22 protein-coding genes are annotated in these 24,675 nt (G+C 63.9%); 4 read left to right on the top strand and 18 right to left on the bottom strand.

Annotated elements, in window-relative coordinates; genetic code table 11:
* Nucleotides 1-8: 8 nt before the first annotated feature.
* The 3 genes from GJ654_RS11585 to GJ654_RS21225 all read right to left on the bottom strand — a co-directional run bounded on the left by GJ654_RS11585 (nucleotide 9) and on the right by GJ654_RS21225 (nucleotide 2,715).
* Nucleotides 9-1,115 carry an electron transfer flavoprotein subunit alpha/FixB family protein gene (locus GJ654_RS11585; RefSeq protein ID WP_155446323.1) on the bottom strand — a complete coding sequence of 369 codons (1,107 nt, stop codon included), beginning with the start codon at nucleotides 1,113-1,115 and terminating at the stop codon, nucleotides 9-11.
* A 35-nt stretch (nucleotides 1,116-1,150) separates the two neighbouring features.
* The gene (locus GJ654_RS11590) at nucleotides 1,151-2,002 is read right to left on the bottom strand and encodes an electron transfer flavoprotein subunit beta/FixA family protein (protein ID WP_155446324.1); all 852 of its coding nucleotides are present in this window, start codon (nucleotides 2,000-2,002) and stop codon (nucleotides 1,151-1,153) included.
* A gap of 341 nt (nucleotides 2,003-2,343) precedes the next feature.
* A complete protein-coding gene (locus GJ654_RS21225) occupies nucleotides 2,344-2,715 on the bottom strand; it encodes a hypothetical protein (RefSeq protein WP_246664721.1) in 372 nt (123 codons plus the stop codon).
* Between GJ654_RS21225 and GJ654_RS11595 the strand changes: the two genes are divergently transcribed.
* On the top strand, nucleotides 2,608-4,563 hold the full coding sequence (locus GJ654_RS11595) for an acyltransferase family protein (protein WP_246664717.1): 1,956 nt from the start codon (nucleotides 2,608-2,610) through the stop codon (nucleotides 4,561-4,563). The two genes, GJ654_RS21225 and GJ654_RS11595, sit on opposite strands and share 108 nt — an antisense overlap.
* A gap of 66 nt (nucleotides 4,564-4,629) precedes the next feature.
* Here the strand turns inward: GJ654_RS11595 and GJ654_RS11600 are convergent, their stop codons facing one another.
* The 13 genes from GJ654_RS11600 to GJ654_RS11660 form a co-directional block, all read right to left on the bottom strand.
* Nucleotides 4,630-5,388 carry a 4Fe4S-binding leucine-rich repeat protein gene (locus GJ654_RS11600; protein WP_155446326.1) on the bottom strand — a complete coding sequence of 253 codons (759 nt, stop codon included), beginning with the start codon at nucleotides 5,386-5,388 and terminating at the stop codon, nucleotides 4,630-4,632.
* Between the two features lie 346 nt (nucleotides 5,389-5,734).
* Nucleotides 5,735-7,549 (bottom strand): nif-specific transcriptional activator NifA, encoded by a 1,815-nt coding sequence (nifA, locus tag GJ654_RS11605; protein WP_155446327.1) that lies wholly within the window; start codon nucleotides 7,547-7,549, stop codon nucleotides 5,735-5,737.
* Nucleotides 7,550-7,812: 263 nt separating this feature from the next.
* On the bottom strand, nucleotides 7,813-8,661 hold the full coding sequence (gene modD, locus GJ654_RS11610) for a ModD protein (protein WP_155446328.1): 849 nt from the start codon (nucleotides 8,659-8,661) through the stop codon (nucleotides 7,813-7,815).
* A complete protein-coding gene (locus GJ654_RS11615) occupies nucleotides 8,661-9,506 on the bottom strand; it encodes a xanthine dehydrogenase (protein WP_155446329.1) in 846 nt (281 codons plus the stop codon). Before GJ654_RS11615 ends, modD begins: the two co-directional genes overlap by 1 nt.
* 180 nt (nucleotides 9,507-9,686) lie before the next feature.
* Nucleotides 9,687-10,007: an antibiotic biosynthesis monooxygenase family protein gene (locus GJ654_RS11620; protein WP_155446330.1), complete on the bottom strand. Its 321-nt coding sequence runs from the start codon at nucleotides 10,005-10,007 to the stop codon at nucleotides 9,687-9,689.
* A gap of 12 nt (nucleotides 10,008-10,019) precedes the next feature.
* The gene (locus tag GJ654_RS11625) at nucleotides 10,020-10,772 is read right to left on the bottom strand and encodes a hypothetical protein (protein ID WP_155446331.1); all 753 of its coding nucleotides are present in this window, start codon (nucleotides 10,770-10,772) and stop codon (nucleotides 10,020-10,022) included.
* Nucleotides 10,773-10,852: 80 nt separating this feature from the next.
* Nucleotides 10,853-11,281 (bottom strand): Rieske (2Fe-2S) protein, encoded by a 429-nt coding sequence (locus tag GJ654_RS11630; RefSeq protein WP_155446332.1) that lies wholly within the window; start codon nucleotides 11,279-11,281, stop codon nucleotides 10,853-10,855.
* A gap of 164 nt (nucleotides 11,282-11,445) precedes the next feature.
* A complete protein-coding gene (locus GJ654_RS11635) occupies nucleotides 11,446-11,799 on the bottom strand; it encodes an iron-sulfur cluster assembly protein (protein WP_155446333.1) in 354 nt (117 codons plus the stop codon).
* Nucleotides 11,796-13,043: a SufS family cysteine desulfurase gene (locus tag GJ654_RS11640; RefSeq protein ID WP_155446334.1), complete on the bottom strand. Its 1,248-nt coding sequence runs from the start codon at nucleotides 13,041-13,043 to the stop codon at nucleotides 11,796-11,798. Before GJ654_RS11640 ends, GJ654_RS11635 begins: the two co-directional genes overlap by 4 nt.
* Complete coding sequence (gene sufD, locus GJ654_RS11645; protein ID WP_155446335.1) at nucleotides 13,033-14,301, bottom strand: Fe-S cluster assembly protein SufD; 1,269 nt, start codon at nucleotides 14,299-14,301, stop codon at nucleotides 13,033-13,035. The genes GJ654_RS11640 and sufD overlap by 11 nt, the downstream gene beginning before the upstream one ends.
* Nucleotides 14,302-14,308: 7 nt before the next feature.
* Complete coding sequence (gene sufC, locus GJ654_RS11650; RefSeq protein WP_155446336.1) at nucleotides 14,309-15,058, bottom strand: Fe-S cluster assembly ATPase SufC; 750 nt, start codon at nucleotides 15,056-15,058, stop codon at nucleotides 14,309-14,311.
* Nucleotides 15,058-16,518, bottom strand: coding sequence for a Fe-S cluster assembly protein SufB (sufB, locus tag GJ654_RS11655; protein ID WP_155446337.1), 1,461 nt, complete (start codon nucleotides 16,516-16,518; stop codon nucleotides 15,058-15,060). The genes sufC and sufB overlap by 1 nt, the downstream gene beginning before the upstream one ends.
* A gap of 70 nt (nucleotides 16,519-16,588) precedes the next feature.
* Nucleotides 16,589-17,071 (bottom strand): tetratricopeptide repeat protein, encoded by a 483-nt coding sequence (locus GJ654_RS11660; protein WP_155446338.1) that lies wholly within the window; start codon nucleotides 17,069-17,071, stop codon nucleotides 16,589-16,591.
* 375 nt (nucleotides 17,072-17,446) lie between these two features.
* On the opposite strand from GJ654_RS11660, the gene grxD reads away from it, so the two are divergent.
* The 3 genes from grxD (at nucleotide 17,447) to GJ654_RS11675 (ending at nucleotide 18,474) form a co-directional block, all read left to right on the top strand.
* The gene (grxD, locus tag GJ654_RS11665) at nucleotides 17,447-17,779 is read left to right on the top strand and encodes a Grx4 family monothiol glutaredoxin (RefSeq protein WP_155446339.1); all 333 of its coding nucleotides are present in this window, start codon (nucleotides 17,447-17,449) and stop codon (nucleotides 17,777-17,779) included.
* Nucleotides 17,776-18,129 (top strand): (2Fe-2S) ferredoxin domain-containing protein, encoded by a 354-nt coding sequence (locus GJ654_RS11670; protein ID WP_155446340.1) that lies wholly within the window; start codon nucleotides 17,776-17,778, stop codon nucleotides 18,127-18,129. Before grxD ends, GJ654_RS11670 begins: the two co-directional genes overlap by 4 nt.
* Nucleotides 18,130-18,267: 138 nt before the next feature.
* Nucleotides 18,268-18,474, top strand: a complete 207-nt coding sequence (locus GJ654_RS11675) for a TOBE domain-containing protein (protein ID WP_155446341.1) — start codon at nucleotides 18,268-18,270, stop codon at nucleotides 18,472-18,474.
* 66 nt (nucleotides 18,475-18,540) lie between these two features.
* On the opposite strand, the gene GJ654_RS11680 is transcribed toward GJ654_RS11675, so the two are convergent.
* Together GJ654_RS11680 and gltB are read right to left on the bottom strand one after the other, a co-directional pair.
* A complete protein-coding gene (locus GJ654_RS11680; protein WP_155446342.1) occupies nucleotides 18,541-19,953 on the bottom strand; it encodes a glutamate synthase subunit beta in 1,413 nt (470 codons plus the stop codon).
* 1 nt (nucleotide 19,954) lies between these two features.
* Nucleotides 19,955-24,610 (bottom strand): glutamate synthase large subunit, encoded by a 4,656-nt coding sequence (gene gltB, locus GJ654_RS11685; RefSeq protein ID WP_155446380.1) that lies wholly within the window; start codon nucleotides 24,608-24,610, stop codon nucleotides 19,955-19,957.
* Nucleotides 24,611-24,675 lie beyond the last annotated feature (65 nt).

The following is a 24,675-nucleotide window of genomic DNA, read 5'->3' on the forward strand; positions in this document are numbered from 1 at the left end:
CGATCTCCTCAGCCGGCCAGCCGGTCTTTCGAATGGGGGGACAGGCGCTTGCGGAAGGCTTCGGTGAGCGCCGGGAGGAAGCGGATGGCGTCGGTGACGATGCCGATATGGGCGAAGTCGTAGATCGGCGCGTTCTTGTCGGTGTTGATGGCCACGATCAGGTCGGCGCCCTCGACGCCGACGCGATGCTGGATGGCGCCGGAAATGCCGGCGGCGATGTAAATTTTCGGCCGGATGGTCTTGCCGGTCTGGCCGATCTGGCGGTCGGAGCTGATCCAGCCCTTCTGCACCAGCGGGCGCGAGCAGCCGTATTCGGCGCCCAGCACCGAGGCGAGATTCTTCACCAGCTGGAAGTTTTCCGGGCTTTGCAGGCCCATGCCGCCGGCCACCACCACATCGGCGAAGGCCAGATTCGTCTTGTTGGAATCGCGGTCGGGGATGAACGACAGGATTTTCGTAATGATGTCGTCTTCGCGCAGGTCCACGGCGAACGGCACGATGCGGCCTTCGCGGCCCTCCTGGCGCTCCGGCATGGCCATGGCGCGCGGGCGCGCGGTGGCCATTTGCGGGCGAAAGTTCAGCGTGTAGATGGTGCACAGCAGCGAACCGCCGAAGGTCGGGCGCGTCGCGGCCAGCGACTTGTCGTCATCGACGTTCAGTTCGGTGCAGTCGGCGGTGAGGCCGGTGAGCAGGGTGGTGGCGACGGAGCCGGCGAGGTCGCGGCCGAGCGTGGTCGCGCCGAGCAGCAGGATTTCCGGCTTGTGCGCCTCCACGACCGCTGTCAGCGCCTTGGAATAGGGATCGTTGCGATAGTCGGCGAGAACCGGATTTTCGATGGTGTAGCAGAGGTCCGCGCCATAGGCGAACGCCTCCTTGCAGGCGTTGGCGACATCCGCGCCGGGGGCGCCGAGCACCACGCCCGCCAGTTCGACGCCGAGCTTGTCGGCGAGTTTGCGGCCTTCGCCCAGCAATTCGAACGAGACGGGATGGACCACGCCACGCTCCATTTCCACGAACACCCAGACGTGCTTGTGGTTGCGGAACCGCTCCGGCAGCTCCTTCTTCATCGTTGCGCGGCTGCCTCCGGCGGGGGCGGCGGGTTTCGCATCGCTCATGGTCAGCTCCTAAATCCTAAATCTCTTTGGCGGCTTCAGTAGCCGGAGGCGAGTTTGACGAGGTCGGCCTCGATCTTCGGGGCCTTTTTGAAAATCGCCTCGATCAGCGCCTCGGCGGATTCGGCCGGCGAGGCGCCGACTTCCACCTGCGCGGCCTTTTCGGCGCGGGGCGAGGGGGCGAACACTTTCTTCACCACGGTCGGCGAGCCACGCAGGCCGCACATGGTGACGTCCTCGATGCCGGCTTCCTTGGCGCTCCAGGTGACGATTTCCGCGCGGGCGGCGCGCAGCGCGTCGTCGATGCGGCCGCGCCGCACCACATTGGAGCCTTCGAGCATGGTGATCATCGCGGGAAGGTTGGTCTTGAGCACCTGCACGCCGCCTTCGGAGCGGCGCTCCAGCGTCACGGTGCCGCCCTCGCCATCGACCTCGTTGATGCCGGAGACATAGGTGATCTGTTCGAGGTTGAGGCGCTTGGCGATGCCGGGGCCAACCTGCGCGGTGTCGCCGTCGATGGTCTGCTTGCCGCAGAACACGATGTCGATCTTGCCGAACGTGTCGCCGATCTTTTTCAGCGCCGCCGACAGCGCGAAGGACGTGGCCAGCGTATCGGAGCCCGCGAAGAAACGGTCGGTGAGCAGGACGGCGCGGTCGGCGCCGATGGTCAGGGCTTTGCGCAGGGAATCGGCCGCCATGGGCGGGCCCATGGTGAGGACGGTGACCTCGCCGCCCACCTTGTCGCGCCAGCGCAGGGCTTCTTCCAGCGAGAACAGGTCATAGGGGTTGATGATAGTCGGCACGCCCTGCCGCATGATCGTGTTGGTCACCGGATGGACGCGGATTTGCGCCGAGTCTGGGACCTGTTTGATACAAACGACAAAATGCATTTTCGCCTCCGGCGGATCGGTCCGTGATTGCGGGACCAAAGCTTCGCGCATAGTTCGGCAGCCTCGTCGCAAGCTCCGTACCATCCGGAGATTTTTCGGGAATCAGCGGAAAACCGGGAAAAAACGCGCTGCGGAGCGACGGGTGCGCGACGGGGAGGCAACCAAGCTGTCACACTTGCGACAGGCTTGTTGGACGAAGGGCGCGAGCGCGCCAGACGTGTCGGGCGAGGTCGCTGCGCGTTGGCGGCCGGCGCTGCGCCGGGCGGCCCGTCCCAAAACTTGACTTTGCATGCCGCAAAGGACATCTGCTCGGTTTAGAGCGCGTTATGGTATCGATCTGCTCAAGCTTGGCTCCACGCCTGCGCTTGTTGGGAGGTGTAATACGATTTCCGAAGGATCAGTTCGGAAATCGTATTCCGCTCTCGCGGAAATCCGCCCTTCGCCTGAAGGATTTCCGCGCGATTTCGTTTTCGCGGATCGCGAAGCGATCTTGCGGAAACCGTATAAGCAATGAAGGTTGCAACGCCTGGTGCGGCAAAGAAGTGTCCCTGAATTACAGAGCTGAAATCGACGGCTTGCGGGCAGTTGCGGTCGCGCCCGTCATCCTGGCGCACGCCGGGGCGACATGGTTGCCTGCAGGCTTTCTTGGCGTCGACGTCTTTTTCGTCATCAGCGGCTTTTTGATCACCGGCATCATCGCTCGGGAAACGCAAAGAGGCGATTTTTCCTTTGCCGCGTTTTACGAACGCCGGGTCCGCCGCATTCTTCCGGCGCTTTATCTGGTCATGTTTGCGTCCGCCCTGGCTGCTTTCTTTTTGTTGTATCCGAACGAACTGCGGACTTTCGCGGAAAGCGTGGTCGCGACCGCCCTGTTCGGCTCTAATATCTACTTCAACGGCAAGATCAGTTACTTCACGCCCAATGTGGAGACCTACCCGCTCATTCACACGTGGTCACTGGGCGTCGAGGAGCAATATTACGTCCTTGCGCCTGTGATCCTCGCTTTCGCCCTCCGCTTCGGGCGCAGCGTCGCGCTCGGCGTCGTCGCCTTCGTTTCGCTGGCGAGCCTGGCTGCGGCGCAATACATGTCGGGCGTCGACCCGCAAGCCAATTTCTATCTCCTGCCGTACCGCGCCTGGGAACTCGGGCTGGGCGGCATTCTGGCCTTGGCGTCGACCCATTTCGGCGCTTACCCGAAAAAAATTCGCCAAGGCGCGGCGCTGCTGGGGCTCCTGCTGCTTGTCGCCAGCTACGTCGCGCTGAACCAGGACTTGAACATGCCCAACCTGTGGGCGCTCGCGCCGACCGGCGGCGCCGCTCTCGTCATCGCTTTCGCGCGAGCGGACACTCTCGTCGGTCGCGCGCTCAGTTCGCGTCCGTTCATGTTCATCGGGGCGATCAGTTACAGCGCCTATCTCTGGCATCAGCCGCTGTTCGCCTTCGCGCGCGTCAAGGCGGATGGCGCGCCGCCGTTTGTCGTCATGGCGGCGCTGACGCTGCTCACCCTCGCGCTCGCTTGGGCTTCCTGGCGGTTCGTTGAGCGTCCATTCCGCGACCGCAGTTTTCATTCCCGTCGCTGGGTTTTCGCCGGCGCGCTGGCTTGCGGCGTCGCCCTGATCGTCACCGGTCGCATCACCGTCCTGCAAAACGGATTCCCGTCGCGGTCGCCGGAATTCGCCGCCATCGCCGATTGGCAGGATCGTCACATCTCCAGCGCCGCGGCCCGCTGCCAATCGGACATGTGGAATGTGGCGATCAACGACGATTCCTGCGTTTTCCCCGCCGGGGGCGCGCCCACCATCGCGCTTCTCGGCGACAGCCACGCCGACGTGCTCGCCGAGAGCCTGGGCGAGGCGGTCGCGCCGTTTTCGCAAGGGGTCAAGGAACTCGCGCATGGCGGCTGCCCGCCCGTGCGCGGCCTGGTCTTCACCGACGCCAAGAGGCGCGTTTGCCCTGCCTTCATGGCAAGCGCGCTGCGATATCTCGACGACCATGACGAGTTGGGCACGGTGGTTGTCTTCGCGCGATGGCCGGTCCCGTTTGAAAGCGATTTCGTCGATAACGGGGAAGGCGGAGCCGCCGGGGTTCCCGGCCAGGGGCTGGCGCTGGTGGAAAAAGCCCCGCGCTTCGCCGACCCGAACGCGCGCTACGAGGCGCTTGGCAAACTCTTTCGCGATCAGATCAACGCGCATCTGCAATCGGGCCGCCGCGTCGTTCTGGTCTATTCCGCGCCAGAGACCGGGTGGAACGTCCCGCGCCGGGTCATTCACAACCAGTTCGAGAAGAACATTTTTGGCGCGCCGCCTCTGAGCATCAGCCACGATGTCTATGTGCAGCGGACGCGGAACGTTCATGCGCAACTGGATCGGATCGGCGATCATCCCAACCTTGTCCGCGTGAAGCCGGAAGAGATTTTTTGCAATCGCGCGCTCGCCGGCCGATGCGTGGTCGAGAGCGATGGAGCGCCGCTCTATTTCGACGACAATCATCTCAACAAGATCGGCAACGCCCTGCTCGCGGATCGAATCGTCGAGGCGATGAAGAGCAAGGGTTGGATTTAGAGCGTTTTCAAGCGAAGTGGATGCCGGTTCGCGTGAAGAAAATGCGTCAAAACAAAAAGCTCCAAATCAGTTCGCGATTTCGTCGCGCCGCTCGCGCGCCCGCCGCGCCACCTCTTCATCCGTGTCGTTGATCAATTTGATGGCCACCTCGCGCGGGGCGCGGTCGGCGACGACATGGCGCAGGCGCAGGTCGGGATCGTTGACCAACAGGCTCAGCGAATCCGGCGCGGCGCGTTCGGCGGCGGCGCGGCGCACCAGCGCGTCCTCGTCGTGCAGCAGGGGATAGAGCCGGTTGGGCGGGATGCGCGCGGCGACCTCGCGGCGGACGCTGGGCGCGGGATCGTCCAGAAACATCGGCAGCAGCGCCGGATCGAGCCGGCGCGCCACGGCCAGACGAACCTGCTCGTTCTCGTCTTGCGCCATGGCGACGAGATCGGCGCCCTCCAGACGCAGCGCGCAGGCCTGCCGCACGGCGCTGCTCTTGTCGTGGCGCATGTCGCGCACGCGCGCCAGCGGAAGTTTCAGCGCGGCCACGGCGCGAACCTCCGCCTCCGGGTCCTTCATCAGCCGGGCGAGCTGGAAGGGATTCGCGTATTTCGCCGCCAGCGCCCGCACCTCGAAATAGAGGTGGTCGAGATAGTCGCCGGCATATTCCGGGTTCTTGGCGAAGAAACTGTCGATGCGCCGCGCGCGCTTGTCGCGCACGCAGATGCGTCCAAGGCAGCAACGCCCGCCCTCGCGCAAATTCTGGTGCAGGCAATCCTGACAGGAAAATTGACGGCCGGTCCAATCCTCGGCCGCCTCGTTCTCGTCGGTCAAAGTCATGAAAACCTCGTTCGAGCGGCAACTCAAGCAAGGCGCGCGCCAGAGACTCCTTCTCCCCGCCCGCCGGGAGAGGGCGGGGGATGAGGGGCTGGCGCTCTGGCTTCAATGTCGTCGGGAAAGCAACGGCTTGAGAGCTATTCCGAGGACGCCGGGGATCATGCCCCGGCCCCTCACCCTAGAGCCCGTTCGGTGAACTCTCGTTCACCGAACGGGCTCTAGTTTTTGTTTCTACGCGTTTTCTTCACGCGAACCGGCATCCACTTCGCTCGAAAACGCTCTAACTCGTAAAAGGGAACAAGGGATGGCGCCTTCGCGTACAATCAGGCGCCATTCCGTACACAGCGTGTCAGAACTTCTTGATGTCGATATTCTGCTTGCGCAGGGCGTAGCCGATCTGGCGCGGGGTGAGGCCGAGCAGGCGCGCCGCCTTGGCCTGCACCCAGCCGGTCTTTTCCAGCGCCTCGATCAGGCGTTCGCGCTCGCTCTTGCCGGGATGGACCACCGGGCAATGGTCGGGCGAGGGACAGTCGATCGGCAAGCCGCGCTCCAGCGCCTCCGCCGCGTGATCGGCGCAGGCCGAGTGCGCGCCGACCGCCTCCAGAGGCGGCGGCGCGGCCGGCACAAAAGCCTCGGGCGCGGGGCGGGGTTCGGGGGCCGGCTTGAAAGGTTCGGACGTCGGCCTTGCCGTGATCGGCGGCATGGTCGGCTGCGGTGTCGGGGGCGTGTGCAGCCCGGTCAGCGCATTATGGCCCTTCCACAGCGTCGCCGACAGGCAGCAGCCTTGCGCGCAGGCGAGATCCGCTTCGGCGATTTCGCCGCCCGCCGCGAGCGTCGCCGTGCGGTGCACGCAGTTTTCCAGCTCGCGCACATTGCCGGGGAAGGCGCAATGCGAAAGGCGGTCGAGCGCGCCTGTCGAGAATGATTTTTCGAAGCCGTTCTCCTGGCCGAACTGCTCCAAGAACCGCTTGGCCAGCAGTTTGATGTCGCCGGGGCGCTCGCGCAGCGGCGGGATCAGCAGGGTCACGACGTTGATGCGGTAATAAAGGTCGGCGCGGAAATCGCCGCGCGCCACCGCCTCTTCGAGGTTGCGATTGGTGGCGCAGACGATGCGCACGTCCACTTTCAAGGTTTTCGCGCCGCCGACGCGCTCGAATTCGCCTTCCTGAAGCACGCGCAAAAGTTTGGCCTGGAACGAGGCGGAGATTTCACCGATTTCGTCCAGAAACAGCGTGCCGCCGTCGGCAAGCTCGAAACGTCCGGCCCGCTGGCCGACGGCGCCAGTGAACGAGCCCTTTTCGTGGCCGAACAGTTCCGACTCGATCACGCTTTCCGGCAACGCCGCGCAATTGACCTTGACGAACGGCCCCTTTGCGCGCGGAGAGTTTTCATGGACGGCGCGGGCGAAAAGCTCCTTGCCGGCGCCGGTCTCGCCGCGCAACAGCACGGTGGCGTTGGAGCGCGCCGCCACTTCGATTTTTTGCAAGAGCGTGCGGATCGCCGCGCTCTCGCCGACGATGAAATCGAATTTGCCGCGCGGCGCCGAGGCAGGCTTGGAGCCGCCGACTTCGACCAGCGCCTTTTCCAGCCGGTGCTGCTCGCGAATGAGGCGGTCGCGGTCACGGGCGATCAGCGCGTGCATGCGCATGGCCTGGCCCACCAGATTGGCGACCATGGTGAGCAGGCGCACGTCGTCTTCCAGGCGGAAGTCGAGCTTGTTGTTCCATTCGCGATCGACGGTGAGCGTGCCTTTCGACACCCCGTCCACCTTGATCGGCACGCCGAGGAAACTGACTTTGGTCATCGGCGGCAACAGATGCCGGTAGGCGGTGCCGGTGAAATACTGATGGGTGGAAATGTCCTCGATCACCAGCGGCACGCCGGTGGCGACGATGTGATCGATCACCTTTTGCGGCAGCAGGGTTTTTGCGCCGCCCTTTGCGGAGGCGTCCGACGACGCCGTGATTTCCGGCTCGCCGTCCGCGTCCAGCGCCAGAATGAAACCGCGCCGCATCTGCATGAACGAGGCGAGCACCGCGATCACAGCGCCCAGCGTGCGTTCGAGCGATTGCGCGCCGGTGAGGATTTTCGAGATTTCATAGACGCCTGCGAGGGCGACGTCCTTGTAGGCCGGTTCGAACATGACTTTTTCGGCTGCACTCATCGTTCGGCTCCTTCCACGCGCCAACCACGCCGAAGGATCGCCCTTCGGGCTGCGCCATGTGATGACGGGCTAAGCCCGCTTGCCGTCTTCGAGATTGAAACACGTGCATGGGTGGAAGGCGTCACACCCAGTCGCGTCTGATATGCGACAAAGATACGCCTCGGCGTCGGCTGTGGAAACGCCAAAAAAGAGGCGCCCGGCTCAGCTCGCGCCTAAAATTGTCGCAAATTGAACATCAGTGCTTCCGTAACCGCCGCAAAGGCCTAACAATCCGCGACAAAGGTGACCGCCACGTCTTTGGGCGGAGCGGAATATGGCGATGATGTGACAAGAATGTCCGCGCCCGCTTGCGCATAGGCGCGCGCATTGTCGCGCTTGACGCCGCCAGCCGCCGCCAGCAGCGGACGGGCGTGAAAATCCCGCAGGGTTTTCGCAAGGCGGGCGATCTCATCGGGCGAAAACTTTTCGGCCTGGATCAGGTGAAACCGGGCGCGGGCGGCGGCGAGCGCCTGGTCGTGGTCCTTGACCTCGATCGCCAGCTTCTTCTCCGGCAGTTTTTTGCGCAGCAGTGTCGCGACCTCATCAAGCGTCGCGCCGGGCAGGAAGGTCAAATGTTCGGGAAAGACCAGGACGGTTTCCGACAGCCCAAGCCGATGCATCACGCCGCCCCCGGCCTCGACGGCCGCGGCGGCGAATTTCTTCGTCCCCGGTGTGTTCTTCCGCGTGCAGGCGACGCAAATGTCCGGCGTCGCCGCGCGCGCCTCCTCCAGGATGTCGCGCGTGGCGCTGGCGACGCCGGACCAGATCTCGATCAAGGTCTGCGCCACCTTCCAGCCGCGCAACAGGGCGGGGGCCGGGCCGCTTGCGGACAGGATCGGCGCGCCCACCGCGAGCGCCGTGCCGCTGCGGGTGCTGAGCGTCACTTGCGCGCCAGCGATTTCGAGAATGCGCGCCGAGGCTTCGGCGAGCGCGACAACCATCGGGCCTCGTGCGGAAAAATCCATGCGGCCGCTGGCGCCGGCCAGGCCGAGCTGGTCGGTGGTCAAATCGCCATAGGGGACATCGTCGTCCAGCAGGCGCTCAAGTTCGGAATCGGAAAAGCGGATCGGCATTACCGTGAACGGGGGGCGGCTTTAGGGCCTCGTTTCGCTGTTCCCCTTATCGCCGCGAGCGCAGCTTTGGCAAGGTGTTTCGCGTCGGGATCGAGACCCCGGCAGGCGTGCGCCGCGTCGGACGCGATTTCCGCCACGGGAGAGCCCTCGGCGAGGAGCAGGCCGTCGCGGGCGAGCCCCACCACCACGCCGTCTTGGCGCGCTCTGACCGAGGCCTCGCCGATGCGGCCGATCAGGTCGCCGCGCGCCACGGGGTCGCCGATTTCGAGCGCCGTGTGCCAGACGCCTCGCGCCGGCGCGAGGGAAAAGGCGGGGTCGTCGCGGCCGACCGCGCTCTGGCATGGCTGCTGCGCGACGCAGTGATGGACGGCGCCGCAATGGGTCGGTGCGACCTCAAGGGCGAGATCGCAGTTTTCCCCAACCTTGAAATGCCGCCCCAATCCGATGGAAAGACCGACGTAATGACGGTAATCCGGCGTCGCCGTCGCGGGTTTGAGCCGCGCATCGATCAGCAGCTGGATGCGGCGCAGCGCCAGCAGATCACTCAGTTGCAGCGGCGTCACCGCGACACACGCGTCCTCGGCGGCGATCTCGGCGAGATGCACGGCGTCTTCCGCTTTTCGCGCGCGCACGCCGTCCAGCTCGCATTCGTCGTCGTAAAGGGCGTCGTCGAAGGCCATGCCCCGGCGCAGGACGGGCGGGCAGGGCTCGTGGGTGAGAATGACGTGATAGCCGCCCTTGCGCAGCTTCACCGCCAGCGCCGAAGCAATTTCATTGGTCCCCAGGATCACCGCGACATCCGCGTCGGTGGCCGAGACGAAATAAGGAAAGGAAGTCGCGTTCATGGCCGCCCCTCGAAACCCAACCCCAACGCCCGGGTTTTGATTCTTGTCCGGGTCATGTCGTCCATGCATGGGCCGCGCCATGCATGAAACGCAGGAGTTGTCGGGATTTCGGGCGAAACGCGTCGGTTTCGTCGCGGGAATGTCGCAGTGTTTACGAGACCGTCATGTCCGCGACGGCGGTTACCCCTTCCGTGTTTCCGAAACCGCGACAAAACCCTCGAAGCGCGGCGGTCCCAGGTAAAGCCCTTGCGTCTTGGGCGCGCCGGAATGGGCGCGTCGAAACGCTTCGGATTTGGTCCAGGCCTCGAAAGCCTGTTCGCTTTCCCAGATCGTGTGCGACACGAAAGTGGTCGCCTCCTCGTCGCTGGCGCCGCGCAGCAGGTGGAAGACAACGAAGCCGGGCATGGCGGGCAGGTCGCTCTGGCGGTTGCGCCAGACCTCCTCGAACTCGGCCTCGCGGCCGAGCGCAACGCGAAAACGGTTCATGGCGATGAAGGTCATGTCTCCTCCCTTTCAGGCGCGGCGGGCCAGCGAGCGCAGGAAACCCGCGGCTTCCTCGGAGAGATCCTGTTCGATGGCGGGCGCCATTTTCAGCAGCACATTGGCGACGAAAGGCTCGTCATTGCGTCCATCGGCCAGGATTTCCCGCAACACAGGCACATTATCCTCGATATGGGCGAGAAAGGCGACGCCTTTCTCCAGCGTCTCGGTCCAGCGCGTCCGCGTCCAGAGGGCGAGCGGATGCGTGATCTCCTGCGCGAAATTCGAGCCGCGCGCCTTTTCCAGGAAACGCAGGCCGGTGTTCCAGTTTTCCTTGGCCCGCATCGGCGGCGGCGTGGGCGCGCCGTCGAGCAGCTTTTGCGCGGCCTGGCCGACATGGTCTTCGAGGCTGACGGGTTCTTCGATGTCGCTGTCGAAACTCCAGAAGGCCGGGGCGCCCGGGAAATCCGCGCCATATTTTTCCAAAAGGCCGGACTTGACCTTTTCGAGGCCGACGCGGTCGCCCTTGAGCGCGGCGGTCATGCCAAAGGCGAACAGCGCATCCTTGGCCACGGCGCCGACGCCGCCGCTTTTCAATTGCTGCGGGGTGAGCGCGGGTGGCGCGCCATCGGCGGGCGGCGTCGCCGCGCCGGCGCGCACGGCGGAGACGAGCGCGGTGATTTCCAGCCAGGGTTCGAAATGGGCGAGAAAGAGGCCGGGGTCGGCGAAGACCACGCCCATGTTGATCGCCTTCTTGCGCTTCACCAATTCGGTTGTGTCGAGCATGTCGGGACTCCTGTTTCGGCCGCGCATCCGCATTCGCGATCCGGAACCGGGTCGCGTCGCCGATCCTGTTGGCGAAGACGTCAGTCGCTGGTGATCATCACGCCGGGGCCCTCGTCTTCGAGGTCCAGCCCGTCTTCCTCAAAAAGTTCGACGCCGGTGATGCAGACATCGCCGTCGTCGACGACCACCTGAATGGTTTTCAGGTTCTGGCCCTGGCAGGGGCCGGAGAAGCAGGCGCCGCTGTCGAGGTCGAATTGCGACCCGTGGTGGCGGCAAACGATGAAATTGCCGGCCTCGTCCATGAACTCTTCCAACCCGCCGTCGAGGCGCTTGCCCTGGTGGGGGCAGGAATTTTCAAAACCGTAAAAATTCTTGCCTTTTCGCGAGATGACGATGGGCCAGGGCTCGCCGACTTTTTGCCCGTCCTTTTCGACGGCCTTTTGCAGCACAAACCCGCGTGCGGAGTGGTCCTCGATCTCAAAGGTGCTGCAAATGGCGAAGAGTTCCATGCGTGCCTCCGGGGCTTCTCCTTCTCCCCTTGCGGGAGAAGGTGGCTCGCGGCGAGAGCCGCGAGACGGATGAGGGGCGCCTGTCGCGAGGGTCGACCCCCTCATCCGGCGCTGACGCGCTCCCTTCTCCCGCAAGGGGAGAAGGGAGCGCCTCGAGATCGATTCTAGAGCATCCCCAGTTCCAGCTTCGCCTCGTCGGACATGGTGGCCGGGCTCCACGGCGGATCGAACACCAGGTTCATTTTGACACCCTTGGCGCCGGGGGCGAGCAACACCGCCCGCTCGACGCGCTTCAGCATTTCGCCCGCCACCGGACAGCCCGGGGCGGTGAGCGTCATGTCGATCTCGATGGACTCGGGGTTGGAGACGTCGAGCCGATAGATCAGGCCAAGGTCATAGACGTTGACCGGAATTTCGGGGTCGAACACGGTTCGAATGGCGGCGATGGCGTCCTGCTCGAGATCGCCGGTCCATTCGGGAAGGGCCACGTCGTCGCGGAAAAGCGGCATATCCATCATGCGAACAGCTCCAGCACGCGGCGCAGGCCCTTCACCAAGGCTTCCACCTCCTCATGGGTGTTATAGAGCGCGAAGGAGGCGCGCGCGCTCGCGGTGAGACCCAGTTTGGTCATCAGCGGCTGCGCGCAATGCGAGCCCGCGCGCACCGCAATGCCGGCGCGGTCGAGGATGGTTGAGACATCCTGGGGATGCGCGCCCTCGACATCGAAGGTCACCAGCGCGCCCTTGTTCGGCGCGCGGCCGAAAATGCGCACTTTGCCGAGCTTGTCGATTTCTTCCGTCGCATGGGCGAGCAGGGCGGCTTCATGCGCGGCCACGGCCTCGCGGTCGAGGCCCATCATGAATTCGAGCGCTGCGCCAAGGCCGATGGCTTCGACGATCGGCGGGGTTCCCGCTTCAAAACGGTGCGGCGGGGCCGCGTAAGTCACCTTGTCCTTGTAGACATCGGCGATCATCTCGCCGCCGCCCTGGTACGGCTGCATCTGCGCCAAAAGCTCGTATTTGCCGTAGAGAAAACCGATGCCGGTGGGGCCATAGAGCTTGTGGCCGGTGCAGACGTAGAAGTCCACGCCGAGCGCCTGCACGTCGACGATCTCGTGCACAGAACCCTGACAGCCGTCGATCAGCACTTTGGCGCCAACGCCGTGCGCGAGTTTCACGATCTCCGCGACTGGGGTCAGCGTGCCCAGCACGTTCGACATATGCGTGATCGCGACGATTTTTACGCGCGGCGTGAGCAGCGCGGCGAAGGCGTCGAGGTCGAACGAGCCGTCCTCCTTGATCTCGGCCCATTTGAGCACCGCGCCCTTGCGTTCGCGCAGAAAATGCCAGGGGACGATGTTGGAGTGGTGTTCCATTTCGGAGACGATGATCTCGTCGCCTTCGGAAATCTCCGCCCCGAGGCTCGACGCCACGAGATTGATCGCCTCCGTCCCGCCCTTGGTGAAGACGATCTCGTCAACCTTGGCGGCGTTGACGAAGGCGCGGCAGGTTTCGCGGGCCTGCTCGAAGGCGACGGTGGATTCGCCGGAGAGAAAATGCGCGCCGCGATGGACGTTGGAATAGATGTCCGTATAGCCGCGCATCAGCGCGTCGAGCACGATCTGCGGCTTTTGCGCGGACGCTCCGTTGTCCAGATAGACCAGCGGCTTGCCGTGCACCGTGCGCGAAAGGATCGGGAATTGCTCGCGGATAGCGCGCACGTCGAAATGCGTGGTCTCCTTGAGAAGGGCGCTACTCGACATGGGCGGCCTCGCCGGCGTGCGTGGTGAGCCAGGCGTTCACGCTTTTCGCCACGGCCTCGCGTAAAACGTCGCTTTCGATCTTGTCGAGCGCCTCGCCGAAGAAGGCTTCGATCAGCATGGCGCGGGCCTCGGCTTCGGGAATGCCGCGCGCGCGCAGAAAAAACAGCGCGTTGGCGTCGAGTTCGCCGGCGGTGGCGCCGTGGCTGCACTTCACGTCGTCGGCGAAAATCTCGAGTTCCGGCTTGGTGACGATTTCGGCCTTGTGTGACAGCAGCAGGGCGCGGCTCAACTGGCGCGCGTCGGTCTTTTGCGCGACCTGTCCGACCTTGATGCAGCCCTGATAAACCCCGCGCGCCGAGCCGGCCAGCACCGAGCGGAACACCTGATTCGAGGTGGCGTTGGGCGCGGCGTGTTCGATGACCGTGGTGTTGTCGCAATGGCGCTGGTCCGCGACCATCACGGCGCCGTCGAGTTCGGCATGGGCCGTTTCACCCGCGAGTTTGAGCAACGCCTCGTGGCGGGCGAACTGGCCGCCCTGCGAGAAATAGAAGGCGCGATAGGTCGCTTCTTCCGCGATCTCGCCGAGGGTGACTGCGGCTTGGCGCGCGCCGGCCAAGAACGATTCCTGGCGGATATGGGTCAGTTTAGAACCTTTTCCGAGCGTAAATTCGGTGACCACGGTCGAAAACAGCGGCGCGCCGTCGTGGGTCTCGTAAACAGTGAGTTCGGCGCCCTCTTCAAGCTGGATCAGCAGGCGCAGATGGCGGTCCGAGCCGGCGCTGGTCCAGAGGAAGCGCAGGTGCAGCGGCAGGCTCACTTTTTCGCCAGCGGGCACGCGCAGGGCGAGGCCTTCTTCCAGCAAGGCGGTGTTGAGATTGACGATGGGGTGGTCGGCTTGCGGATAGACTTTTCCGATGACGCCCGCGAGTGGCGAATCCTTTTCGCCCAGCGCCGTGCGCAAGTTGACCGCGCCGATCCGGGCGTAGCTGGATTTGTCGTCCAGCACGCCGTTGACGAAGGCGGCGACGGCGGCCTGTTGCAGTTCCGGGGCGAAGACCGGAGTCGCATCCGGCAGCGGGTCATCGCGCAAAGCCTTGGCGAGATCGGAATAGCGCCAGGCCTCGACGCGGCGATTGGGCAAGCCCTCGCGCTTGAAAAATTCCTGGGCCTGGCCCTGCAAGTCGCCGAGCCAGGGAGCGACGGCGCCGCGTCGCTTTTCCATGGTGGCGAGCAGGCTTTCGGAGAGCGATCCTGTCATGAATACCTCACGCGGCTTTGGCGATCACGGCGTCATAGCCGTTCTGTTCCAGTTGCAGGGCGAGGCTCTTGTCGCCCGAAAGCACGATCTTGCCGCCGGCCAGGATGTGGATCACGTCCGGCACGATATAGTCGAGCAGGCGCTGGTAGTGGGTGATGACCAGGAACGAGCGGTCGGGCGAACGCAGCTTGTTGACGCCTTCGGCCACCAGTTTCAGCGCGTCGATGTCGAGGCCGGAATCCATTTCGTCGAGGATCGCCAGCTTGGGCTTGAGCAGCGCCATTTGTAGGGTCTCGTTGCGCTTCTTCTCGCCGCCGGAAAAGCCGACGTTGAGCGGGCGCTTGAGCATGTCCTCGGAAATGTTCAGCTCCTTCGCGGCGGCCCGGACCGCGCGCAAAAACTCGGCGGCGTTCAGCTCCTTCTCGCCGCGAATTTTCGCCTGCGAATTCATCGCGGTCTTCAAAAAGTTCATGGTGGAGACGCCGGGGATTTCCAGCGGGTACTGGAAGGCCAGAAAAATGCCGCGCGCGGCGCGCTCTTCCGGCGCCAGGGCGGTCACGTCCTCGCCGAAAAAGTCGATCTCGCCCTTGGTGACCTCGTAACCGGCGCGGCCCGCCAGCGTGTAGGAGGTGGTGGATTTGCCGGCGCCGTTCGGCCCCATGATGGCGTGCACTTCGCCCGGCGGGACCTTGAGGTTGAGGCCCTTCAAAATTTCCTTGCCGTGGACGTTGACGTGCAGGTCTTTGATCTCGAGCATTAACCGACGCTCCCTTCGAGGCTGAGTCCGACGAGTTTTTGCGCCTCGACGGCGAATTCCATGGGCAGTTGCTGCAGCACTTCGCGGCAGAAACCGTTGACGATCAGCGACACCGCTTCTTCGGTCGGGATGCCGCGCGAAAGACAGTAGAACAGCTGATCGTCGGAGATTTTCGAGGTGGTGGCCTCGTGTTCCAAAATGGCTTTTGGATTTTTCGACTGGATATAGGGCACGGTATGGGCGCCGCACTGGTCGCCGATCAGCAGCGAGTCGCATTGGGTGAAATTGCGCGCGCCATCGGCCCGGGCGTTGATGCTGACGAGGCCCCTATAGGTGTTCTGCGCCTTGCCCGCCGAAATGCCTTTCGAAATGATGCGGCTCGACGTGTTCTTGCCGAGATGGATCATTTTCGTGCCGGTGTCGGCTTGCTGGTAATTGTTGGCGATGGCGATGGAATAAAATTCGCCCACCGAATTCTCGCCGCGCAGGATGCAGGACGGATATTTCCAGGTGATGGCGGAGCCGGTCTCGACCTGCGTCCACGAAACTTTTGAGTTCTTGCCCCGGCAATCCGCGCGCTTGGTGACGAAATTGTAGATGCCGCCCTTGCCGTTCTCGTCGCCGGGGAACCAGTTTTGCACCGTCGAATATTTGATCTCGGCGTCGTCCATGGCGATCAGTTCGACCACTGCCGCATGGAGCTGGTTTTCGTCGCGCTGCGGCGCCGTGCAGCCTTCCAGATAGGAGACGTAGGAGCCGGCGTCGGCGATGATCAGCGTGCGCTCGAACTGGCCTGACTTCGCCGCATTGATGCGGAAATAGGTGGACAGCTCCATCGGGCAGCGGACGCCCGGCGGGATGTAGACGAACGAGCCTTCCGAAAACACCGCGGCGTTGAGTGTGGCGTAGAAATTGTCGGTGTCGGGGACCACCGATCCCAGATATTTCTTCACCAGTTCGGGGTGGCTGTGGACCGCTTCCGAAATCGGGCAGAAGATCACGCCGACCTTGGCGAGTTCGTCTTTAAAAGTGGTGACGACCGAAACGGAGTCGAACACCGCGTCCACCGCGACCCTTCGCTGTTCGACGCCGGCCAGAACCTCTTGCTCGTGCAGGGGGATGCCGAGTTTTTCGTAGGTGCGCAGCAGCTCGGGATCGACGTCCTCAAGGGTGTGCGGGCCTTCCTTGGCCTTGGGCGCCGCGTAATAATACGCGTCCTGGAAATCGATCTTGGGATAATGGAGCTTGGCCCAGCTGGGCTCCTCCATGTTCACCCAGCGCCGATAGGCCGACAGGCGATAGTCGAGCATCCACTCCGGCTCGTTCTTTTTCGCGGAGATGAAGCGGATGACGTCTTCGTTCAGGCCTTTCGGCGCGAATTCGGATTCGATGTCGGAGACAAAGCCGTATTTGTATTTCTGCTCGGTCAGTTCTTGCAGGGCAGCTGCTTCTTCGCTCATGTCCGAATCCCGACGGAGAATTTAATTGATCTAGTCGTACCCCAAAATGCAAGGGCGGCGCCAGCCGGTCTCAGCTCGTGATTCCCTCGCAAAGCGCCGCGATCACCGGCCAGCCGACCTCGCCCTGGGGATCGAGCTTGCGAAGGATATTGATGATTTCTTGTGCAGAGTCGACCTCTTCCCGGCGCAAATGGATGAAGGCCAGCGCTTTGAGCGTGTAGAGCGCGAAGCGGCCCGCGCCCTCGGGGAACGGGGTTTGCGGGGTCCATTGGCGCCAATCCTCCGGCCAGTCCGCCTGCTGCGCCGCTTTGCGCAGGCCCGTGCGCGCCATGTCCAAGGCGACATCGAGATCGCCATGATAGGTGTGGATTTTGTAGAGGCAGAAATAACTTGCGAGTTCGTCGGGCTCGGCTTCGAGCGCCTGCCTGAACAGGGTTTCGGCGCGAGCGAAATTGCTGCGATAGGCGACCACGCCTTGTTGCAGCAGCGCGTCGATTTTCGAGTCGATCGCGCCGAAATTGACCTCTTCGCTTCCGGGAAAATTGAGCAGCATGGGAGACCTCCGCGCATCATGTCGCGGGGAGGGCTGCAAGTCCGGGGCCGGGCCTCGCGTCGTGTTTCGGACACGGGTCTCTGTCGATGTTGCGACGCGGCGCCAGGAAGCGACGGCGCCATCCCCTCGCCCCGCTTGCGGGGAGAGGGTCAGGGTGAGGGGCTGGGCAGCGATCCTTGGCGTCGCCAGGAAAGCCTCGCGCGAAAAAGCCTTCCTGACGGCATCGAAGCCAACGCCCCCGCCCCTCACCCCCCGCCCTCTCCCCGCTAAAGCGGGGCGAGGGAGCCAGATCCGTCGCGACGCTGGTCCCGCTCTTGCATTGATTCAGATCAAACGCGCCCAGCAACCGGCCGCGTTCAGCCAAGAGGTCATTTCATGTCGGAAAAAACCAGCGAGCGCATAAAAGCCATTGTCGAAGGCTCGGACATTGTCCTGTTCATGAAGGGCGTTCCCGCCGCGCCGCAATGTGGGTTTTCGGCGGCCGTCGTCAAGGTGCTGGACGGGTTCGGCGTCACATACGATTCGGTCAACGTGCTCGCCGACCCCTTCATTCGAGAGGGTTTGAAAGAGTTTTCGAACTGGCCGACCTTTCCGCAGCTCTATGTGAAGGGCGAGTTCGTCGGCGGCTGCGACATCGTCCGCGAAATGGCGGCGAGCGGCGAGTTTACAAAACTTCTTGAGGACAGCGGCATCAAGGTGAGCGCATGAACGTCCACGTCGCCCCAACGTTCGAGGACGTCCCGCAACTCTACAAGCGCCACGTGTTCGCCTGCTACACGCAGCGGCCCGCCGGGCATCCGCGCGGCTCCTGCGGCCAGCAGGGCGCCCAGCCGCTGTGGGACCGGCTGTCTCGAAAACTCGAAGCCGAACGTTTGGCCGAAGTCGGCTTTACGGCCTCCGGCTGCCTGGGGTTCTGTCGCGCGGGCCCGCTGATGGTGGTCTATCCCGAAGGCGTCTGGTACGCGCCCAAAACCCCGGAGGACATTGACGAAATCGTTGACACCCATCTCAAGGGCGGCGAACTCGTCGAGCGGCTGGTTGTGGTGTTGCAGCGATGAAAGCGCCGGTGCGCTTGCGAGCGCGCCGGCCCTGATGGGCGCACTATGTAAAACGAATATTGCGTTCGGAATCTCAAGGCTCTAGCTTCCGCCCGTCAACCGTCGCGCTTCTTCCGCGCGGTGAGAAAGGGCAAGACAATGAAGATTTCCGCTCGCAACGTCCTGGCCGGCAAGATCGTCGACATCAAGAAGGGCGCGACCACGTCTCACGTCCAGATCGACGTGAACGGCAAGATCATCACCTCGGCGATCACCAATGAGGCTGTCGAGGAACTCGGCCTGAAGGTCGGCGGCGAAGCCAGCGCCGTCATCAAGTCTTCGGACGTGATGGTGATGGTTTCCTGAGAATCCGATCAGCACATAAAGGAAAGGCCGGGTCGCCCCGGCCTTTTTTCGTGCGGTAACCAGAGTTCAGCGCGGAAGCTCGCTCGCGCCCATCAGGAACAGGTCCACCGCGCGGGCAGCTTGGCGACCCTCGCGGATCGCCCAGACCACCAGCGACTGGCCGCGACGCATGTCGCCGGCGGCAAACACCTTGTCCACGCTGGTGCGATAGGCGTTGGTGTCGGCCTGCACATTGCCGCGCGGGTCGGTGGTGACGCCTAATTGTTGCAGCAGACCTTCGTGAACGGGGCTAACGAAGCCCATGGCCAGCAGGACCAGGTCGGCGCGCAGCTCGAACTCGCTGCCGGGGATTTCCTTGAAATGGTCGTCGACGCGGACGCACTTCAATCCCTTGACGCCGGCGTCGCCAACAAAAGCCTTGGTCATCACGCCAAAATCGCGGTCGGCGCCTTCCATGTGCGAGGAGGACGTGCGCAGCTTCAGCGGCCAATAGGGCCATGACGTGAGCTTGTCTTCCTTGGCCGGCGGCTTCTGCATGATTTCGAGCTGGGTCACCGACAGCGCGCCCTGACGCACTGAGGTGCCGATGCAGTCGGAGCCGGTGTCGCCGCCGCCGATGACGACGACATGTTTTCCCGAAGCCAGGATCGGATCGTTGGCCAGGCGCTCCCGCGACACGCGCCGGTTTTGTTGCGGCAAAAAGTCCATGGCGAAATGGACGCCGGCCAGATCGCGGCCGGGGATCGGCAGGTCGCGCGGTTTCTCCGAGCCGCCGGCGAGGATGACGGCGTCGTGGCCGTCATGAATCTCCTTGGCGGGGATGGTGACGCCAATGTTCGAGTCGTAGTGGAACACGACCCCTTCGGCTTCCATCTGGGCGACGCGGCGGTCAATCAGGCCCTTTTCGAGCTTGAAGTCCGGGATGCCGTAGCGCAGCAGGCCGCCGGCCTTGGCGAATTTTTCGTAAACGTGGACCTCGTGGCCGGCGCGGGCGAGCTGCTGCGCGGCGGCAAGGCCGGCAGGGCCGGAGCCGATCACCGCCACCTTTTTCCCGGTCTTCTTTTCCGCGGGCTCCGGGCGGACAAAACCGCTTTCCCAGGCGCGATCGACGATGGCGCATTCCACCGTCTTGATGGTGACCGGAATGTCCTCGAGGTTCAGCGTGCAGGCGGCCTCGCAGGGCGCGGGGCAGATGCGGCCGGTGAACTCGGGGAAATTGTTGGTCGAGTGGAGGTTGCGCGCCGCCTCTTCCCAGTCGCCGCGATAGACCAGATCGTTCCAATCGGGGATCTGGTTGTTGACCGGGCAGCCGTTGTGACAGAAGGGGATGCCGCAATTCATGCAGCGCGAAGCCTGCTCGCGCGTGCCCTCCTCCGACAGCGGAATCACGAATTCCGAGTAATGGCGGATACGGTCGGCGGCGGGCTTGTAGCCGCGGTCCTGCCGGTCGATTTCCAGAAAACCGGTTACCTTGCCCATCTTATTCTCCGGCGGCGGCGGTCGGCCGCTGTTCGTTCTGCGACATCAGTTCGGCGAGCGCGCGGCGGTATTCCACCGGCATGACCTTTCTGAATTTGGGCAGGTATTCGGCCCAATTGTCGAGGATTTCGCGGGCGCGGGTGGAGCCCGTGTAGCGCATGTGATTTGTGATCAGCTGCTTCAGGCGCTCGGCGTCGAAGCGGGTCATGTCGCTCATCACGTCGACGCGGCCATGCGCGGCGAGATCGCCGCCCTGGTGGTTGAGGCGCTGGTTGAGGTCTTCTTCCTCCTGAACCGGCTCCAGATCGACCATGGCCATGTTGCAGCGCGAGGCGAAGGCGCCGTCGGCGTCCAGCACATAGGCGATGCCGCCCGACATGCCCGCCGCGAAATTGCGGCCCGTCTGTCCGAGCACGACGACGACGCCGCCGGTCATATATTCGCAGCCGTGGTCGCCCACGCCCTCGACCACGGCGACCGCGCCCGAGTTGCGCACGGCGAAACGCTCGCCAGCCACGCCGCGGAAGTAAACCTCGCCGCCAATCGCGCCGTAGAGCACGGTGTTGCCGACGATGATCGAGTTTTCAGGCACGATTTGCTTGGCGTCGCGCGAGGGATAGATGACGATGCGTCCGCCGGACAAGCCCTTGCCCACATAGTCGTTGCCGTCGCCTTCCAGCTCCACCGTCACGCCATGGGCGAGCCACGCCCCAAAACTTTGGCCGGCCGTGCCGATGGCGCGGACATGGATCGTGTCGTCGGGCAGGCCAGCGTGCCCGTAAATGCGCGCGACCTCGCCCGACAGCATGGCGCCGAAGGAGCGGTCGACGTTGCGGATGTGGGTCTCGATCCGCACCGGGGCGCCGCGCTCCAGCGCCGGGGCGGCGGATTCGATCAGCGCGCGGTCGGCGGCCTTTTCCAGACCATGGTCCTGCTCGATCGAGCGATAGATGGTGTCGCCCGCGACTGGAGTCGGCTTGTGGAACATGCGGGCGAAGTCGAGCCCTTGGGCCTTCCAGTGCTTGATCGCCTTGTCGCGGTCGAGCATCTGCAGCTGGCCGATCATCTCGTTGAAGGTGCGATAGCCGAGCTTGGCCATATATTCGCGCACTTCCTCCGCGACGAAGAAGAAATAGTTGATGATGTGCTCGGGCGCGCCTTTGAAGCGCTTGCGCAGAACCGGGTCCTGCGTCGCCACGCCCACCGGGCAGGTGTTGAGGTGACACTTGCGCATCATCAGACAGCCGGCGGCGATCAGCGGCGCGGTGGCGAAGCCGAATTCATCCGCGCCCAGCAGCGCGCCCACCACCACGTCGCGACCGGTGCGCAGACCGCCATCGACCTGCACGGCGATGCGCGAGCGCAGGCGGTTCAGCACGAGAGTCTGATGGGTTTCGGCGAGGCCGATTTCCCACGGGCTACCCGTGTGCTTGATCGAGGTCAGCGGCGAAGCGCCGGTGCCGCCCTCGAAACCGGAAATGGTGACGTGGTCGGCGCGGCCCTTGGACACGCCGGCGGCGACGGTGCCGACGCCCACTTCCGACACCAGCTTGACCGAAATGTCGGCGCGCGGGTTGACGTTCTTTAGATCGTAGATCAGCTGCGCCAGATCTTCGATCGAATAGATGTCATGGTGCGGCGGCGGCGAGATCAGGCCGACGCCCTGCGTGGAATGGCGCACTTTCGCCACCACCGCATCGACCTTGTGGCCGGGCAGCTGGCCGCCTTCGCCGGGCTTCGCGCCCTGCGCCATCTTGATCTGGATCATGTCGGAGTTGACGAGATATTCCGTCGTCACGCCAAACCGGCCCGAGGCCACCTGCTTGATGGCCGAGCGCATGGAATCGCCGTTGGCCAGCGGCTTGAAGCGGTCGGATTCCTCGCCGCCCTCGCCGGTGTTAGACTTGCCGCCGATGCGGTTCATGGCGATGGCGAGCGTGGTGTGCGCCTCGCGCGAGATCGAACCGAACGACATGGCGCCGGTGGCGAAACGCTTGACGATCTCCTTGGCCGGCTCGACTTCGCTGATGTCGATGGGCTTGCGGCCGTCTTCCTGCGCGTCCTTGATGCGGAACAGGCCGCGAATGGTCAGCAGGTTTTCCGACTGTTCGTTCAAAAGCTTGGCGAAGGCGCGGTACTTGTCCTGGCTGTTGCCGCGCACCGCGTGCTGGAGCAGGGCGATGCTGTCGGGCGTCCAGTTATGCGCCTCGCCGCGGGTGCGATACGCGTATTCGCCGCCGACGTCGAGCGAAGTGCGATAGACCGGCGCGTCGCCGAAGGCGGTGCGGTGACGCTCCACCGTTTCGCGGGCGATTTCTTCCAGTCCGACGCCGAAGATCGGCGTGGCCGTGCCAGTGAAATAGTCGTCAACCAACTGCTTCGACAGGCCGACGGCGTCGAAAATCTGGGCGCCGCAATAGGACTGATAGGTCGAAATGCCCATCTTGGACATGACTTTCAGGAGGCCCTTGTCGACCGCCTTGATGTAGCGTTTCACGGCTTCGTAACCGTCGACTTCCGGGGGGAATTCATCGGCCATTTCCGCCAGCGTCTCGAAGGCGAGATAGGGGTTGATCGCCTCGGCGCCATAGCCGGCGAGCAGCGCGAAATGGTGCACTTCGCGGGCTTCGCCCGTCTCGACCACCAGACCCACGGAGGTGCGCAGGCCTTTTCGAATGAGGTGATGATGCACCGCGGCCGTCGCCAGCAGCGCCGGGATCGGGATGCGGTCGGGGCCGACCATGCGGTCGGACAGCACGATGATGTTGTAGCCGCCGGTCACCGCCTGCTCCGCGCGGTCGCACAGGCGGTCGAGCATCGGCTTCAGGCCCTCGGCGCCGAGTTCAGCGTCATAGGTGATGTCGAGCGTCTTGGTGTCAAAAGCGTCCTCGACATGGCCGATGGAGCGAATCTTTTCCAGATCGGCGTTGGTCAGGATCGGCTGACGCACCTCAAGGCGCTTCTTTTCCGCCGTGCCCTCATGATCCAGGATATTGGGGCGCGGGCCGATGAAGGAGACCAGCGACATCACCAGTTCCTCGCGGATCGGGTCGATCGGCGGGTTGGTGACTTGGGCGAAATTCTGCTTGAAATAGGTGTAGAGCAGTTTTGATTTCGACGACAGCGGCGAGATTGGCGTGTCCGCGCCCATCGAGCCGATAGCCTCCTGGCCGGTGACGGCCATGGGGGCCATCAGGAAGGACAGGTCTTCCTGGGTGTAGCCAAAAGCCTGCTGGCGGTCGAGCAGCGGCACGTCGGTGCGCGACGCGCCGGCTTCCACGGGACGCAGGTCTTCCAGCACAATCTGGGAATTTGCCAGCCACTCCTTGTAGGGATGGCGCCCGGCCAGCGCCTTTTTGATTTCGTCGTCGGCGACGATGCGGCCCTGTTCGAGGTCAACCAGCAGCATGCGGCCGGGCTGGAGGCGCCACTTGGTGACGATCTTCTCTTCCGGAATCGGCAGCACGCCCATTTCGGACGCCATCACGACGAGGCCGTCGTCGGTGACGAGATAGCGGGCGGGGCGCAGGCCGTTGCGGTCGAGGGTCGCGCCGATCTGGCGGCCGTCGGTGAAGGCGACGGCGGCGGGGCCGTCCCAGGGCTCCATCAGCGCGGCGTGATATTCGTAGAAGGCGCGGCGATCCTCGTCCATGAGGGGATTGCCCGCCCACGCCTCGGGGATCAGCATCATCATGGCGTGGGCCATGGAATAGCCGCCCTGCACCAAAAATTCGAGCGCGTTGTCGAAACAGGCCGTGTCCGACTGGCCCTCGTAGGAGATCGGCCAGAGCTTTGAGATTTCGTCGCCGAACAGCGGCGAGGCGACGGAGGCCTGGCGCGCCGCCATCCAGTTCACATTGCCGCGCAGCGTGTTGATTTCGCCGTTATGGGCGACCATGCGGTAGGGATGAGCCAGCTGCCACGACGGGAAAGTGTTCGTCGAAAACCGCTGGTGCACCAGCGCGATCGCCGTGACGACGCGCTCGTCCTGGAGATCCAAAAAGTATTCGCCGAGGGCGGTGGCGACCAGCAGGCCCTTGTAGACGATGGTGCGCGAGGACAGCGAGACCGGATACCAGCCCTTGGTCTTCGGATTGCCGAGGGCGCGCAGGTCGTTGGACACGATTTTTCTGATCAGGAACAGTTTTCTTTCAAACGTGTCCTGGTCGTGGGTCGAGTCGCCGCGCGCGATAAAAACCTGCTTGCAGCAGGGCTCGGTCGGCTTGACGGATTCGCCGAGCACGGACGGATTGACCGGCACGTCGCGCCAGCCCAGCAGTTTTTGGCCCTGGGACGCGATGGCGCGCTCGAAAATGTCCTGAACGATCTTGCGGCCTTCCGGGTCGCGCGGAAAAAACAGGCTGCCGGCGGCGTAGAGGCCGGGTTCGGGCAGGGAGAAGCCGAGACGCTTCGCCTCGTCGACGAAGAAGCGGTGGGGAATCTGCATCAGCATGCCGCAGCCGTCGCCGGCCTTGGGATCCGCGCCGACCGCGCCGCGATGGTCGAGATTGAGAAGGATTTGCAGGCCCATGCGGACGAGGTCGTGCGACTTCTCATTATGCATGTTGGCGACGAAGCCGACGCCGCAGGCGTCATGCTCGTTGCGGGGATCGTAGAGGCCCTGCGCCACAGGCAGTCCATTGGACGACGTCTTCATACCTTCATCCTTCTCGGCGTGAGCGGCAGCAGTTTTTTTCGCCGCGATGTCCCCGTCCCGCGGAG

Origin of the sequence: Rhodoblastus acidophilus, assembly GCF_009720655.1 — a bacterium.
GTDB classification, from domain to species: Bacteria; Pseudomonadota; Alphaproteobacteria; order Rhizobiales; family Beijerinckiaceae; genus Rhodoblastus; species Rhodoblastus acidophilus_A.

Bases quoted from the DNA above. Each gene is read 5' to 3' on its own strand.
- GJ654_RS11585 (WP_155446323.1), bottom strand. From the start codon at position 1,115: ATGAGCGATGCGAAACCCGCCGCCCCCGCCGGAGGCAGCCGCGCAACG.
- GJ654_RS11590 (WP_155446324.1), bottom strand. From the start codon at position 2,002: ATGCATTTTGTCGTTTGTATCAAACAGGTCCCAGACTCGGCGCAAATC.
- GJ654_RS11600 (WP_155446326.1), bottom strand. From the start codon at position 5,388: ATGACTTTGACCGACGAGAACGAGGCGGCCGAGGATTGGACCGGCCGT.
- nifA (WP_155446327.1), bottom strand. From the start codon at position 7,549: ATGAGTGCAGCCGAAAAAGTCATGTTCGAACCGGCCTACAAGGACGTC.
- modD (WP_155446328.1), bottom strand. From the start codon at position 8,661: ATGCCGATCCGCTTTTCCGATTCCGAACTTGAGCGCCTGCTGGACGAC.
- GJ654_RS11615 (WP_155446329.1), bottom strand. From the start codon at position 9,506: ATGAACGCGACTTCCTTTCCTTATTTCGTCTCGGCCACCGACGCGGAT.
- GJ654_RS11620 (WP_155446330.1), bottom strand. From the start codon at position 10,007: ATGACCTTCATCGCCATGAACCGTTTTCGCGTTGCGCTCGGCCGCGAG.
- GJ654_RS11625 (WP_155446331.1), bottom strand. From the start codon at position 10,772: ATGCTCGACACAACCGAATTGGTGAAGCGCAAGAAGGCGATCAACATG.
- GJ654_RS11630 (WP_155446332.1), bottom strand. From the start codon at position 11,281: ATGGAACTCTTCGCCATTTGCAGCACCTTTGAGATCGAGGACCACTCC.
- GJ654_RS11635 (WP_155446333.1), bottom strand. From the start codon at position 11,799: ATGATGGATATGCCGCTTTTCCGCGACGACGTGGCCCTTCCCGAATGG.
- GJ654_RS11640 (WP_155446334.1), bottom strand. From the start codon at position 13,043: ATGTCGAGTAGCGCCCTTCTCAAGGAGACCACGCATTTCGACGTGCGC.
- sufD (WP_155446335.1), bottom strand. From the start codon at position 14,301: ATGACAGGATCGCTCTCCGAAAGCCTGCTCGCCACCATGGAAAAGCGA.
- sufC (WP_155446336.1), bottom strand. From the start codon at position 15,058: ATGCTCGAGATCAAAGACCTGCACGTCAACGTCCACGGCAAGGAAATT.
- sufB (WP_155446337.1), bottom strand. From the start codon at position 16,518: ATGAGCGAAGAAGCAGCTGCCCTGCAAGAACTGACCGAGCAGAAATAC.
- GJ654_RS11660 (WP_155446338.1), bottom strand. From the start codon at position 17,071: ATGCTGCTCAATTTTCCCGGAAGCGAAGAGGTCAATTTCGGCGCGATC.
- grxD (WP_155446339.1), top strand. From the start codon at position 17,447: ATGTCGGAAAAAACCAGCGAGCGCATAAAAGCCATTGTCGAAGGCTCG.
- GJ654_RS11670 (WP_155446340.1), top strand. From the start codon at position 17,776: ATGAACGTCCACGTCGCCCCAACGTTCGAGGACGTCCCGCAACTCTAC.
- GJ654_RS11675 (WP_155446341.1), top strand. From the start codon at position 18,268: ATGAAGATTTCCGCTCGCAACGTCCTGGCCGGCAAGATCGTCGACATC.
- GJ654_RS11680 (WP_155446342.1), bottom strand. From the start codon at position 19,953: ATGGGCAAGGTAACCGGTTTTCTGGAAATCGACCGGCAGGACCGCGGC.
- gltB (WP_155446380.1), bottom strand. From the start codon at position 24,610: ATGAAGACGTCGTCCAATGGACTGCCTGTGGCGCAGGGCCTCTACGAT.